Source organism: Pseudoalteromonas luteoviolacea, from assembly GCF_001750165.1.
GTDB lineage: Bacteria > Pseudomonadota > Gammaproteobacteria > Enterobacterales > Alteromonadaceae > Pseudoalteromonas > Pseudoalteromonas luteoviolacea_G.
In genome coordinates, this window is sequence record NZ_CP015411.1 from 3,701,495 (window position 1) to 3,715,703 (window position 14,209).

Here is a 14,209-nt window from a genome sequence, read left to right on the forward strand (position 1 = left end):
CTTTATGATTGCTTCCAGACTACATGGCAAAATGGTGCATCTAAATCTCTGCTTATCAAAACTTTAGCAAACACTTCGTCACCATCTTCAAATTCGATTCCAATTGTGACTTGTACAAAATGGGCTTTCTCTGCCTCTTGCTCAAACGCAACTATAATTTGCCAGCTATCGTCAACATCAGCCTCTTCGATGAAACCAAACTCTTCTCTATGCTCATTAAAGAGATCAATGTCTTCTTGAGATAAGTTATCCGGCGCCAGCTCAAGAAAAATGTCATATGCCTGATGTGTTACTTCTTCAATACTGCTTAGTCTTGCACTCATATCCTCACCCCTAACTAAATAAGCCAGTTAATAATACCAAAATCATCAATTTTTTTTCTACACGGATAGGGTGTATTAAATAAATTTAACGCCAAATAGCAGTTACATATACAGCAAAATTAGCTTAAATTAGGTATAAATTTATATGCGGACCCTGCATGTACCCAATAAAACCACAAACTAGAAAAGTTAGACTTTTTACTCTAAAATTTTATTGAAGAATAAAAATAATAAAAATGGAGCTATTATGGTGCAGTTCGAGACTATCGAAAATATTGCGTGGGTCACACTAAAACGCGCAGAAAAACAAAACGCCCTGTCATTTGAAATGTTCAAGCAGCTTGACCAAATTATTCACAAGGTTCGTGCTAATCGTCAAATAAGAGCCGTGATTATACAAAGTGAAGGTGAACACTTTTGCTCTGGACTCGATGTACAAAGTGTTATCAAACGTCCAAGTCATATATTCAAGCTGTTAATCAAATTGCTCCCAGGTAACCAAAACTTGGTACAGCGTGTCGTGTTAGGTTGGCGTACTTTACCTGTTCCTGTCTATGCCATTTTACAAGGTAACTGCCTTGGTGGCGGGCTACATATCGCACTTGGCGCCGACTTTCGGATCGCTAAACCAAATACGCAAGTCGCAATCATGGAGTCAAGGTGGGGGCTTTGTCCAGATATGGGCACCAGTATCATTTTACCTTCTTATGTTAACCAAGATAACGCTCTGCTCTTGGCAATGAGTGCCGAGCGCATAAACGCACATCAAGCTAAGGAGTATGGCCTTGTAACAGTGGTTCATGACAATCCAATAGACTACATTGAGCAACAGATTAACTCTTTACGTCAGCACTCTCCCGATGCTTTGGCTGCAATCAAGCAACTCTATAATCGCGCATATCATCCCCCATCGAGAAGGTTGTTGTTTCTTGAAACCTGGTATCAAATTAAATTGCTATGCACAAAAAACACTCGTATCGCCATGAAAAATGGTGTAAAAGGAAGTGATAGTAAACCTTATTTTAAACGTGCAAAGTGGAAATAGATCGCTCTTTGTCAAACGCTTATTAATAAATCACCAGTGCAAATATTCCATTACCTATTCGGCATGTTCTACATTGTTATATGCCTCTATAGTGCCAAAATGCTCATCGCATTAACCGGGCTTAATTTCCCTGCTCCTTTGGTGGGGTTAATAGTATTGTTTCTACTACTTCAATTTAACATCGTGAGCCCAGAGAAACTTGCCCCAACAAGCCAGATATTAATCAAATATTTACCACTATTTTTTATTCCTGTTGGAGTTGGCTTTATCAGTTATATTTCTATACTCACTGAACATATATTGTTGATAGGCCTATTACTTACCTTACTTCCTTTAATCTTATTGTTTTGCGTAGGCAAACTTGCAGCAAAAGGTAAGTACCGTGATTAGCCTGCTGATATGCGCTTTAACAACTTTACTTTTTTTGACCACAAGAAAAGTTTACCTCACTTGGCCAAGTCCACTGCTTAACCCTGTGTTGATCTGTATCGCAATCATTAGTGCTTTGCTGCTCATCTTAGGGGGGAACTATGACAATTACTTTCAAGCCAGTATGCCTATTGATTGGCTCTTAGAGCCAGCAGTTGTTGCACTTGCTTACCCGCTATATCAGCAATTCACATACATAAAACCGGTTTTTGCCTTGCTCACATTTTGTGCCTTTGCTGGTATTTCACTGTCTACACTCATCGCGTTTATATTATGTGTTTTGCTTAATGCAGACGATGTCTTGACCAGTACCATGATGGCTTTATCTGTCACTACTCCCATTACATTACTCATTACAGAATCTTTAGGTGGTTTACCCAGCATCGCGGCAGCAATGGTTATTTTGATAGGCGTCTTTGGTGGTGTATTTGGTGTTTATAGCCTGTCACTATTCAATGTCACCCAACCGCAAGCAAGAGGGATCGCTCTCGGTGTCAGCTGTCATGCTATTGGTACGGCCGCAGCCATGGAGCACCACCCTCTAGCTGGTGCTTTCGCTTCTGCCGCAATGATACTCAGTGCCATCATCAGTGCTTTTTGGGTGCCTGTACTATTTACTATACTCAATCACTTAACCAGTTAACTCACTCACACTATACATCAAGGAGCCTATCTTGATAGAGCAAGAAATCGCCCAGTTTGAGAAATACTACGACATGATACGCACGTACTTGCTCACCTATAGTATGCAATTGCTTGCGGCTATATTCATCATCGTCTTTGGTTTGTGGCTGGCCAAAAAATTAGCGGGTGCAACGCATACGCTCATGGCTAGGCACAACATTGATATTACCTTAACCAACTTTGTATCTAATGTAGTCAAGGTCATCGTGGTGACCATGTTCATCATCATTGCATTAGGCAAAATTGGCATCAGCGTCACGCCGTTTGTAGCGGCAATTGGTGCCGCTTCGCTTGGTGCGGGTCTTGCTGTACAAGGTATGCTGTCAAATTATGGCGCTGGCCTTGCGCTGATAGCAACACGCCCTTTCGTCGTTGGCGACACAATTTCAATTAAAGGAGTCAGCGGCCAAGTGAAATCAATTGAGCTCGGTCATACTATTTTAATCAATGAGCAGAAAGTCGAAATAACCGTACCTAACAAACATATCATTGGTGAAGTCTTGCATAACTCTTTTAATTATTCGCACGTAGAAGGCCAAATAGGTATCGCTTATAGTGCCTCCGCCGATACAGCAATTTCAGTGATCAAAAACATCCTGAGTAATGAAGATAATGTGGCTAAAGATCCAGCGCCACAAGTCGGTATTGAGGAGTTTGCAGATAGTTCAGTAATCATAAGCTACCGATATTGGACACCCACAATTTCTTTAATTGAAAACAAGCTCAATGTTAATCAGGCTATTTATCAAGCCTTCAAAGATGCGCATATCGAAATTCCATTTCCTCAGCGTGTTATCACTATTAAATCAAATGCATCAAAGCTAGATTAAGCTCACAGTGAGTCAGTGGTTGATACCACTGACTCACTGCAATTACACAGTTCACCAAAACAAAAAAGCCATTGATTAACCCTTAACATAGTTCTATGCTGGATACGTTTTGTTTACAAAACATACAACATGTAAAAGGAGAAAAACAATGAGAAAAAGCAATATGAGCTGCTTGCTCGGTAGTAGCGTACTGCTGCTATCAAGCATGCAAATCCTAGCTGCAAACTGCACAGGCTTGGCCATTTGGCAAGCAACCGAGGTCTATCGTGCTGGAGATCAAATCAAGCATTTAAATAGTGCTTTCGAAGCTAGATGGTATAGCCAAAATGAAAGCCCTCAGCAAAACTCTGGAGACTACCGGGTTTGGAAAAACTTAGGTGTTTGCGGTGATAATCAAAGCCCTGAAGTGGCCTTGTTAACCCCCACTCAAGGGAGTGTTTTCAAATTAAATGACAGCGTTGTCTTATCCGCCAGCGCATCTGATCCAGACGGCGCGATTGGCCAAGTCGAGTTTTTTATCGATGATGTCTCCGTTGGGTTTGACAATCAAGCACCGTACCAAGTCAATTGGGTCGCTCAATTGGGCCCACATGTTGTATCAGCGGTCGCGACTGATGATAAAGGTGCAAGCCAAACAAGTTCGGTTAACATTGAAGTTAAAGATGCCAATAGCAATACGCCTCCAGCCATTGAGCTGAACTCACCGGGCAATAATGATCAGTATACACTCGGTGACGTTGTGCGGATTGCAGCAACTGCAACCGATCCAGATGGTTCGGTTGCCGGCGCATCAATATCTATCAATAATACTGAAGTTGCCACATTTGCCAACGGCAATATTGCTTATGACTGGGTAAGTGATGTCACCGGGCAAGTGCAAATAAAAATCTCGGCAAACGATGATAAAAACGCTTCCAGCGATGCCATCGTGAACATCAAAGTCGCCTCGACTTCACAGGGCGGGTGTGCAGGACTCAAGTCATACCAAGCAGGCCAAGCGTACCAAAATGGTGAGCTTGTCTCACATAACAATAGAAAATACCGCTGTGATGTTAGCGGTTGGTGTAGCTCGAATGCTCAGTGGGCGTACGAGCCGGGTGTAGGTCAACACTGGGCTGATGCTTGGAGTGATTTAGGCATTTGTGCCATCGCACCTGAAATTCGCTTTGTATCCCCGCAACCAAATAGTACTTTACTGCAAGGACAAGCCAGTGAAGTTAAAGTTACGGCGAGTGACGCGGACGGCACTGTCACACAATTGGATGTCTACGCCGACCAAACCTTGTTAGGTAGCTTTACTAACGGAACTGCGACTATTAATTGGCAGCCTACAATGCTCGGTGCTGTTACTTTATCTGCCAATGCGACAGATAACGAAGGTAATGTTGGTACTCAACAGGTACAAGTGAATATTACAGACAAGCCAGTTGTAGTTGATTTAACCTCACCTACCGCAGGTACCCAATATGTGATAGGTGATGCAGTAAACCTCACTGCCCAGGCACAAGCACTGACAGGCACAATCAGCAGCGTTGATTTTTATGCCAATGGCATGTTGCTAGGTAGTGATGCAACATCACCATATACATGGACATATACACCAGCAGTACTTGGCAATCAGACACTTACAGCCATTGCCAAAGACAGTGCAGGTAACCAAGCAACTAGCGCAGGTACAACTATCAACGTCATCGATAAGCCAATTGGTAAAACACATAAACTGATAGGTTATTGGCATAACTTTGTTAATCCAGCTGGCTGCCCTATCCCACTAGCACAAATGTCTCCTGCATGGGATATTATTGATATTGCTTTTGCAGAAAATGACCGAAACTCTGATGGAACGGTACACTTCAAACCATTTGAAAAAGATATTCGCTCTAACTGTCCACCGATTGACCCTATGCAATTCAAAGCCGATATGAAAGCGCTACAAGCGCAAGGGAAAATCTTTGTTCTAAGCTTGGGTGGCGCGGAAGGTACAATCACGCTCAACACAGATGCTGATGAAGCAAAATTTGTGTCTAGTTTAACTAACATCATTCAAGAGTGGGGATTTGACGGTCTAGATATTGATTTGGAAAGTGGCTCTAATTTGGTGCATGGCTCCCAAATACAAGCTCGCCTACCACGTGCACTTAAGCAAATTGAGCAAAATATGGGTGGAAATATGGTGCTTACAATGGCTCCTGAACACCCTTATGTACATGGCGGAATGATAGCTTACACAGGTATTTGGGGCGCTTATATCCCGCTGATTGACGCGCTCAGAGATACGTTAGATCTGCTTCATGTGCAACTTTACAATAACGGCGGGTTACCTAATCCATACGAGCCAGGCAGCGCACCAGAAGGCTCTGTAAACATGATGGTCGCACACGCTAAAATGCTCATCGAAGGGTTTGACTTAGCCGATGGTACACGCTTTGCCCCGCTAAGAGACGACCAAGTGGCTATCGGATTACCTTCAGGGCCTAAATCGGCCAACTCTGGCCAAGCGCCTACTGCCAACATCATCGCTGCGTTAGACTGTCTCACTAAAGGTCTTAGCTGCGGTACTATTAAACCAGCGTTTAACTACCCCAGCTTTGGGGGTGTGATGACCTGGTCTATCAACTGGGATAAATATGATGGGTATAACTTCTCTAAACCCATTGGTGATAAGTTAACGCAAATGAATCAAGGTAACTAATGACACACTTATAGCAATGCGATAGCGCATGAAAAAAGGCACCAACATGGTGCCTTTTCTTATTTTACTTGAGCAGGTATTGGGCCTTGGGGTACCTCAACATGTGGGTTTTGTCCCCGCTGCCTAAGTAGGTGGTCCATAATTGTAATGGCCATCATCGCTTCAGCAATCGGAATTGCACGAATACCCACACACGGATCATGACGGCCTTTAGTCACCATCTCCACCGGCTCATTCGCGGTATTTATACTCTGCCCAGGTACAGTGATACTCGAAGTTGGTTTTAAAGCGATAGAGGCAATGATATCCTGACCTGTAGAAATACCAGCAAGTACACCACCGGCATGGTTGCTGACAAAACCATCTGGTGTCAATTCATCTCTATGTTCTGAGCCTTTCTGCTCAACGACATCGAAGCCATCGCCAATTTCAACACCTTTAACGGCATTAATGCTCATTAGGGAATGTGCAAGCTCAGCATCTAATCTATCAAATACCGGTTCACCTAAACCAACAGGCACATTTTCAGCAACAACCTTCACTTTGGCACCAATCGAATCCCCTTGCTTTTTGAGGTCTCTCATGTATTCATCCAGAGCGTCTAATTTGCTTTCATCAGGGAAGAAAAAGGCATTTTGCTCTACCACATCCCATTTAAACACTTCAGCTTTAATTGGCCCAAGCTGCGATAGGCAAGCGCGAACCTCAATACCATGGACTTGCTTGAGGTATTTTTTTGCAATACCACCCGCTGCGACACGAATTGCAGTCTCACGCGCAGATGAACGTCCACCACCACGATAGTCGCGATGACCATATTTATGCCAATATGTATAGTCACCATGTCCTGGACGGAACACATCCATAATTTTGCTGTAGTCTTTGGAGCGTTGATCGGTATTTTCAATCAACAATCCAATACTGGTGCCCGTTGTCTTGCCTTCGAACACCCCTGACAAAATTTTAATTTCATCCCCTTCACGACGCTGCGTCGTATAGCGGCTTTGTCCAGGTTTTCTTCTATCAAGATCTATCTGTAAATCAGCCTCGCTAATTTCAAGTCCCGCCGGAACACCATCTACAACACCACCCAGCGCTGTACCATGGCTTTCACCGAAGGTTGTAACCCGAAACAGCTGGCCTATGCTATTGCCTGCCATTAACTTTCCTCATTCCTCGTTACGGTTTTGGCCTAAAGCCTCAATGGGAGTCAATCCCCCCAAATTCTAACAATGATTATCACTGTCACACTTTGCCGCATCAAGCTGCCAATGAATGTATTCCATGAGCAGGCAATATACAGCAAAGTTTAATCGTTAAAGTATGCTACCAGTTCTTTTTTACTGATCATAAACACGCCTAAACCACCGTGTTCAAACTCAAGCCAAGTAAATGGTGCATTTGGATATAATGCTTCCATATGTACCATAGAATTACCCACCTCGACAAATAGAATACCGTTCTCCGTTAAATGCTCAGCAGCATCTTGCAGCAGTACTCGAGTCACATCTAAACCGTCATCACCAGACGCTAGGCCTAATTCAGGTTCATGATGAAATTCATCAGGGAGATCCGCCATGTCTTCAGCATCCACGTATGGTGGATTGGCAACGATCAAATCGTATTTTTGACCCGGTACACCACTAAAGACGTCTGACTGTATCGCAAATACACGGTCGTCCATCATATGATCATGAATATTCATCTCTGCCACTGCCAATGCATCAAATGAGATATCTACTGCATCAACTTGCGCATTCTCAAAGTGCTTAGCCAGTGCAATGGCAATACATGCTGAGCCCGTGCACATATCTAAAATACGAGTCACTTCTTCTGGGGCTTGAACCCATGGCTGAAACTGTTGGGTAATCAATTCTGCAAATGGAGAACGAGGCACCAATACACGTTCATCCACATAAAACGGCATACCTGCAAACCACGCTTGGTTGGTGAGGTAAGGTACGGGCATACGCTGCTCAATACGTAATTTTATGACTGCAATTAAGCGCTTTTTCTCGGTTCCTGTCAGCCTTGCTTGCATCAAATCTTTTGGCGCATCAATTGGCAAGTTGAGTGTAGGCAAGAGTAAATTCACCGCCTCATCCCACGGGTTATCGGTACCATGGCCATAAAAAAGCCCATTCGCAACAAACTGACTCGTCGTCCAACGTAGCCAATCTTGCATAGTTACCAGATCTTCGTAAGCCTCTTGGGCGATTTCATTGGTTATTGCTAATTCACTCATGATAATTCTCACACTTTATTTATAGCGGCATTGTAGCGGTTTTTAGACTAGGTTTTTATGCTTTTTTTATTTAAAATGCACGAATGACTAGAGAATACCCTGAAGTAGCTATGGCCTCTGATGACTTTGATTTATTCCGTGATGCAATTTCCGGAACACAGCCACTAAAACAAGACACAGTGGTGCACGAACGTAAAGCGACCCGTTTCAAAGGTGAAGTAATTGCGGAGCAAAAAAAACAACATCAGGCTGAGTTCTACTTTTCAGACGAATACGTACCAGATATAGATACTCATGGCACCATCAATTTTGTCAGACCCGGTGCCGACAAGTACCTTGCCAAGCAATTACGTCGTGGGGACTACGCACCCGAGCTCATCCTGGACATGCATGGTATGAATAAAGAAACAGCAAAAGATGAACTCGCAGCACTAATTCACGCTTGTAAAAAGCAGCATGTGAGCTGCGCATGCATTGTGCACGGTATTGGCGAACGTATCTTGAAACACAAGGTCCCTCATTACTTAGTACAGCATCCCGATGTACTTGCTATGCACCAAGCACCATTGGAGTATGGCGGTAAAGGCGCAATATTAATTTTAGTCGATTTGCCACAAAATTTAGAGTTTCGTAGATAAAAGTTAACAACCATTAACGCAAGCACCAACCAAACTAGCCTGTTGTTTACAAATACGCTATATTAGCCTCAATCACGCGCAGTCAGTAAATGTGAAAACCCGATTATTAGGTAAATCAATTGTACTGGCAGGTGTACATTTAGTTTCTGTTTTTATCCTCAGGTTTAAAATGAACGACTTACTTAGTACAGATCTGACAATTTTACTCGTCGAACCGTCAGTGACCCAACGAAAGATTATTGCCAAAGAGCTCAAAGATGAAGGCGTGCAAAACATTGACTTTGCCGACTCGGTCTCCAGCGCCATAGACGCACTCAATCAGAACTTACCGGATCTCATAATCTGTACACTTTATTTAGCAGATGGAGACGCATTGGCCTTGCTTGATCATGTTCATGAACACTTCAGTGAACATCAATTGCCGTTTATGCTAGTCTCCAGTGAAACTCGCCGGCAACAACTCGAAGCCTACAAGCAATCTGGTGTAGTAGCTATTCTACCAAAGCCTTTTACCAAAGAGCACTTAGGCAAGGCAATTAATGCCACTTTGGACTTACTATCCCCTCAAGAGCTAGAGCTCGAATTATACGATATTCAAGATTTGCGTATTTTGGTCGTGGATGACTCTATGTTGGCTCGAAACCACATTCAACGTGTACTGCAAAACCTTGGGGCAACACGTATCAGTGAAGCTGAAAATGGTGCACAAGCATTAGATATATTACAAGAGAGCATGTTCGATCTCATTGTTACGGACTTCAATATGCCAGAAGTCAACGGACAGGAGCTCACAGAAGCAATCCGCCGCTCCGATGAACATGCCCATGTGCCTGTATTAATGGTAACTTCTGAGGCCAATGAAACACATTTAGCAAATGTTGCGCAATCAGGTGTTAATGCAATGTGTGATAAGCCTTTTGAACCCAATATCGTAAAACAGCTCATCTACCAAATGTTAGAACAAAATTAACCATAAATTAGTTAATTATACTACTTCTCTTGGCCAAATCGACCACGCCTCAGTTTTGGCCAACCACCCAAAGAACTTAAAAGCAAGCAATATCAACCACTTAAAAAATAAATTTAAGCTGGCACAACCTTTGTAATAGTTATTACGTCTAAACAATCAAAGGGAACAACAGCATGAACTTATTTACTAAAGTACTTACAACTAGCCTTTTTATTGGTCTGTCTGCTTCAGCTAACGCGAACTCGATTACCAGTGATATGTTAAGCGATGTACAAAGTCGAGTGAGTGAAAACATTCAGTCGAGCTTAGTAGAATTAAAAATAAACACAAAAAAGGCACTAGTAGATAGTTTAATCCGTACCAATAAGGACATCGAAATCGACCAGCCTGAAACAGTGCAGGCTAAAAAGGACAACTAATATGTTTAGTGAAGTAACATTGATTAGCTTATTAGCAATGCCAGTAGTGAGCTTATTGCTGGCGTATTTTTCGATAGAAACCATTAAGATGATCAGTCAAAAGTGGTTCGAGGAGAGTCCCTCATGATGTGGCTATTTATGAAAATAAAAAACCCGCACAAGGCGGGTTTTAAAAGATGTACGAAGTTGCTAATTATAGCTCGCCTTCGTTCTCAGATAGGAACTTAGCAACACCTTCTGGGCTTGCATCCATACCTGATTTACCTTCAGTCCAACCTGCAGGACATACTTCACCGTGCTCCTCGTGGAACGCTAGTGCGTCAACCATGCGAAGCATTTCGTCGATGTTACGACCTAGAGGTAGATCGTTAACTACTTGGTGACGTACGTTACCCTCAGAGTCAATTAGGAAAGAACCACGGAAAGCAACGCCAGCTTCTGGGTGCTCAACGTCGTATGCTTGACAGATTTCATGCTTAACGTCAGCAACTAGGTCATATTTAACTGGACCAATACCGCCTTCGTTAACAGGCGTGTTACGCCATGCGTTGTGTGAGAATTGAGAGTCGATTGAAACACCAATCACTTCAACGCCACGCTTTTGGAATTCTTCGAAACGCTTGTCGAAAGCGATAAGCTCAGAAGGACAAACAAAAGTGAAGTCTAGTGGGTAAAAGAATACAACCGCTTTTTTACCTTTGATACGCTCATGTAGATTATAGCTATCTACGATTTCACCATTACCTAGTACTGCTGCTGCTGTAAAGTCAGGAGCCTGACGGCCAACTAATACACCCATTGTTTTCTCCAAATAGTTAGGTTTAGTTCCAATATACAAATCGTTTTGTAATTTGATTCTAATTATTGAGGCGCTGTTTACGAAAAACAACCCCTTGAAAAAATTTGCCTAAGTTTATTCAGCTCTGAAGAAAAATAACAATCGAATTATCCGATAGGTACAATCTAAAAATTCGATGAGGGCAATATTTAGGCACAAAAAAGCCCCTTGCGGGGCGCTTCTAACTCATTAATCCATAATGTCATTTGGCATGTCGGCACGAATGACTTGCCATAGCTCACTTGACTGGTGGCCATATTTACGAATAAGTGCAATTGCTCTGTCGTAATCACCTTGTTCAGCCAATGCTGTTAAGTCGCAGTAAAAATCTCTGGTCAATTTACGAATCTTTGGCTCAGAGAAGTAATGACAACCGATTTTCGAATAAAGACCTCTAAAGCCATTCAAAATAAGTACATATATTTTATTACCACCAGCAATAGCCAGTTGATGATGTACCTGATAATCATAATCTGCAAACGCCTCTGCCGTGTCCGGCAGTTCAGAGTACTGTGCCAAAATCTCAATGACCTTTTCTGGACTCAGCTTAATTGCTGCACGAGTATAAATCGCGCTGATATTTGTTCTCGCAGACAATAGTTGATCAGTGAGTTCAGGCACCTTATCTTCATCAAGACGAGCAAGCGCTTCTAAAATGTTTAGCCCCGATGTTTCCCAGAAATTATTCACTCGTGTAGGCTTGCCATGTTGAATCGTCAACCAGCCGTCACGCGCCAATCGTTGCAATACTTCTCTCAAGGTTGTACGAGTTACACCGATCAGCTCCGACAGTTCACGCTCAGCCGGTAATATTGACCCAGGCGGAAACTCCCCATTCCAAATCGATTCTACTATATATTCCTCAGCGAATCCCGCTGGGCTCTTGGCTTTAAAAATTCTCATTTTGCACCACTTAAATTACAACCAAAGGCAAGATACATTCAGCGCAAGCGACACTAGGTAGCAGGCGCAGCATGATACTGCAACTCGTTAATCTACTGATTGTACCAGATGGATATAAAGTAACAAGCGCAAGTGTACATTGAAGGGATAGTTATTAGAGTTAAAGCTAAAAAACCAATCAAATAAAGACAACCCGCTTTTAGCTCATCATATAAAAATCCCCCTCACATTGTCTTCATTACCCAATCAAACTGGTGAAATGAAACGCCATATAAATAGGGAACTTAAATTGGAGAATAATGACTAATGAAGGGATTGTAATATCACTTTCAAAAAATGCTTAGGTACAAACCAACAATTAGATTGCCTCAGCATGACTGATATTAGCAAGTAAATTGCTTGAAGCATTCACACTAGATAGCCATAATAGCGGGCAAAAAAGGAGACATACATGTTTGATAGACTCGCGAGTTTTTCTCGTACCACCACAGCTTGGGGCTTATTGTTTTTAAGTGCACTTACTTTCGAAATCGTTGCACTATACTTTCAGTATGTCATGGGGTTAGAGCCCTGCGTGATGTGTATCTATCAACGTACAGCAATGTTGGGGGTTTTGATCGCAGCCTTAATTGGTCTTTGTGGTAATAAAAATTACGTTGTTCGATTGATAGCGACCGCTGGCTGGGGAATATCCGCCATATTGGGATGGCTACTTGCACGTGAACACTTAGACATGCAAACGACCACAGACCCTTTCGCGTTTACATGCGCTTTTGAGCCTAATTTTCCTGTGCCCTTACATGAATGGATCCCATCATTTTTTGCTGTAACCGGCAGCTGCTCAAGTATAGATTGGTCTTTTGCAGGGTTATCTATGCCAGGCTGGATGGAAGTGGTCTTTGCTATTTACGCAATCAGCTTTTTGCTATTTGCCCCATTCATTATTTTTAAGAAGTAACATTGAGAGAAATATGATTTTTAGACTCAGCCAAATACCTGAACTTTCTTCATTATCACTGCGTGAAAAACAGCAAGTAAAGGCAATATCACTTTCGCTGCTCTCTGCTAAAAGTAAGGTCATATTGGCGATATGTAAACTGGCTTTATTAACACCTTTGTTTATGGCGCTGGCTTACTTCGAAGGCTGGTCACTCCTACCAGTATTGCTTGTTGCAGGTCTTGCATACCCATTACTCACAGCACCTATTGAGGTACAATTTGCTCTTAAAAATTTAGATCAGGCATTATCACAATTTAAGCAGAGCCAAAAATAGGCTCTGCACCACCTTACGCTTACTCTAAAACCACATGGGCTTGAATTTTGTTAATCAACCCCTTCCCTATGCCTTTTACTCTTCCTAGCTCTTGAATATCAAAAAACAACCCTTCTGATTCTCTAGAGCGAACGATCGCCAGTGCCTTTGCTTTGCCAATCCCCGGTAACTGCATTAAATCTTCAACCTCGGCCGTATTTACATTGATCTGTAACACCGGTTGAACAAATTGATCTACCTCCTGTGCCTGTGCCTGTGCCTGTGCCTGTGCGACATTAAAAAATATTATAAAAGCCAAAAAAATACCAATATTCAATCCGTACTTTAACATTCAATTTATCCTTAAAATCTTGTTAATTTAAAAAAGCTCATAACTCTTAATAAGCTATCTAACCATAGGATTTCTCTCTTACTGTTGTAAAATGCTTACTAATATTTTCATTGTATTTTTTTCATATGGATCGTCTAATTGAACACCTATGAGTTGCAATAATATCAAATACAGTTTACTGTATAAAAAAACAGTGTTTTATGGAGGGTGATTATGGCTGTTATAGTAAAGTATGTGGTTGAAAGAAATGGAGTAGAGCGAATGACATTTACTAGCAAAAAAGAGGCAGATGCCTACGATAAAATGCTGGATGTGGCAGAGGCGCTTGAAGGGATGCTGGATAAGGTAGATGTTCCGCTTAGTGAACAACAAGTAGAGTCTTTAGCACTCGAAATGGCAAAATATAAAGACGACTTTATCTCTGTGCTTAAAGGCACTAAACCATCAGCAGAAAAAGAGCCAAAAAAATCAGCTAAAAAAGCTGAGGAAGACAGTGACGACAAAGTAACGGCTATTAAGCAAGCATAACACTTTAATCTCTTTACTTGCTTATTCGATCCAAAAACGCAAAAACGCCGAGCTACCAAT

At 42.2% G+C, this 14,209-nt stretch carries 17 protein-coding genes; 11 read left to right on the forward strand and 6 right to left on the reverse strand.

Annotated features, from left to right (window positions below; genetic code table 11):
- Positions 1–2: 2 nt before the first annotated feature.
- The gene (locus S4054249_RS15700; RefSeq protein WP_046354757.1) at positions 3–323 is read right to left on the reverse strand and encodes a DUF440 family protein; all 321 of its coding nucleotides are present in this window, start codon (positions 321–323) and stop codon (positions 3–5) included.
- Positions 324–570: 247 nt separating this feature from the next.
- Here S4054249_RS15700 and S4054249_RS15705 point away from each other — a divergent pair, with 247 nt between their 5' ends.
- The 5 genes from S4054249_RS15705 (at position 571) to S4054249_RS15725 (ending at position 6,003) form a co-directional block, all read left to right on the forward strand.
- Positions 571–1,368, forward strand: coding sequence for a crotonase/enoyl-CoA hydratase family protein (locus tag S4054249_RS15705; protein ID WP_046354756.1), 798 nt, complete (start codon positions 571–573; stop codon positions 1,366–1,368).
- A gap of 99 nt (positions 1,369–1,467) precedes the next feature.
- A complete protein-coding gene (locus S4054249_RS27320) occupies positions 1,468–1,758 on the forward strand; it encodes a CidA/LrgA family protein (protein ID WP_046354755.1) in 291 nt (96 codons plus the stop codon).
- Positions 1,759–1,792: 34 nt separating this feature from the next.
- Positions 1,793–2,440: an LrgB family protein gene (locus S4054249_RS15715; RefSeq protein ID WP_231103349.1), complete on the forward strand. Its 648-nt coding sequence runs from the start codon at positions 1,793–1,795 to the stop codon at positions 2,438–2,440.
- A 31-nt stretch (positions 2,441–2,471) separates the two neighbouring features.
- On the forward strand, positions 2,472–3,311 hold the full coding sequence (locus tag S4054249_RS15720; protein WP_046354753.1) for a mechanosensitive ion channel family protein: 840 nt from the start codon (positions 2,472–2,474) through the stop codon (positions 3,309–3,311).
- A gap of 148 nt (positions 3,312–3,459) precedes the next feature.
- Positions 3,460–6,003, forward strand: coding sequence for an Ig-like domain-containing protein (locus S4054249_RS15725; RefSeq protein ID WP_046354752.1), 2,544 nt, complete (start codon positions 3,460–3,462; stop codon positions 6,001–6,003).
- Between the two features lie 59 nt (positions 6,004–6,062).
- Here the strand turns inward: S4054249_RS15725 and aroC are convergent, their stop codons facing one another.
- Both aroC and prmB read right to left on the reverse strand, forming a co-directional pair.
- Positions 6,063–7,163 (reverse strand): chorismate synthase, encoded by a 1,101-nt coding sequence (aroC, locus tag S4054249_RS15730; RefSeq protein ID WP_046354751.1) that lies wholly within the window; start codon positions 7,161–7,163, stop codon positions 6,063–6,065.
- A gap of 149 nt (positions 7,164–7,312) precedes the next feature.
- Positions 7,313–8,248 (reverse strand): 50S ribosomal protein L3 N(5)-glutamine methyltransferase, encoded by a 936-nt coding sequence (gene prmB, locus S4054249_RS15735; RefSeq protein WP_046354750.1) that lies wholly within the window; start codon positions 8,246–8,248, stop codon positions 7,313–7,315.
- Positions 8,249–8,331: 83 nt separating this feature from the next.
- Here prmB and smrB point away from each other — a divergent pair, with 83 nt between their 5' ends.
- From smrB to S4054249_RS15750, 3 genes are all read left to right on the forward strand, one after another.
- Positions 8,332–8,886: an endonuclease SmrB gene (gene smrB / locus S4054249_RS15740; RefSeq protein ID WP_046354749.1), complete on the forward strand. Its 555-nt coding sequence runs from the start codon at positions 8,332–8,334 to the stop codon at positions 8,884–8,886.
- A gap of 169 nt (positions 8,887–9,055) precedes the next feature.
- The gene (locus S4054249_RS15745) at positions 9,056–9,856 is read left to right on the forward strand and encodes a response regulator (RefSeq protein WP_046354748.1); all 801 of its coding nucleotides are present in this window, start codon (positions 9,056–9,058) and stop codon (positions 9,854–9,856) included.
- Positions 9,857–10,029: 173 nt separating this feature from the next.
- On the forward strand, positions 10,030–10,275 hold the full coding sequence (locus S4054249_RS15750; RefSeq protein WP_046354747.1) for a hypothetical protein: 246 nt from the start codon (positions 10,030–10,032) through the stop codon (positions 10,273–10,275).
- Positions 10,276–10,468: 193 nt separating this feature from the next.
- Here S4054249_RS15750 and S4054249_RS15755 read toward each other — a convergent pair whose 3' ends face one another.
- Entirely contained in the window at positions 10,469–11,074 is a 606-nt protein-coding gene (locus tag S4054249_RS15755) for a peroxiredoxin C (protein ID WP_023398641.1), read from the reverse strand.
- 228 nt (positions 11,075–11,302) lie between these two features.
- A complete protein-coding gene (gene fadR / locus S4054249_RS15760; protein WP_046354746.1) occupies positions 11,303–12,016 on the reverse strand; it encodes a fatty acid metabolism transcriptional regulator FadR in 714 nt (237 codons plus the stop codon).
- Between the two features lie 451 nt (positions 12,017–12,467).
- Here fadR and dsbB point away from each other — a divergent pair, with 451 nt between their 5' ends.
- Together dsbB and S4054249_RS15770 are read left to right on the forward strand one after the other, a co-directional pair.
- Positions 12,468–12,974: a disulfide bond formation protein DsbB gene (dsbB, locus tag S4054249_RS15765; protein WP_046354745.1), complete on the forward strand. Its 507-nt coding sequence runs from the start codon at positions 12,468–12,470 to the stop codon at positions 12,972–12,974.
- 13 nt (positions 12,975–12,987) lie between these two features.
- Entirely contained in the window at positions 12,988–13,290 is a 303-nt protein-coding gene (locus S4054249_RS15770; protein ID WP_046354744.1) for a hypothetical protein, read from the forward strand.
- A gap of 19 nt (positions 13,291–13,309) precedes the next feature.
- On the opposite strand, the gene S4054249_RS15775 is transcribed toward S4054249_RS15770, so the two are convergent.
- Positions 13,310–13,621, reverse strand: a complete 312-nt coding sequence (locus tag S4054249_RS15775; protein ID WP_052960864.1) for a ComEA family DNA-binding protein — start codon at positions 13,619–13,621, stop codon at positions 13,310–13,312.
- A 213-nt stretch (positions 13,622–13,834) separates the two neighbouring features.
- Here S4054249_RS15775 and S4054249_RS15780 point away from each other — a divergent pair, with 213 nt between their 5' ends.
- Positions 13,835–14,149 carry a YebG family protein gene (locus S4054249_RS15780; protein WP_046354743.1) on the forward strand — a complete coding sequence of 105 codons (315 nt, stop codon included), beginning with the start codon at positions 13,835–13,837 and terminating at the stop codon, positions 14,147–14,149.
- The last annotated feature ends 60 nt before the right edge of the window (positions 14,150–14,209 follow it).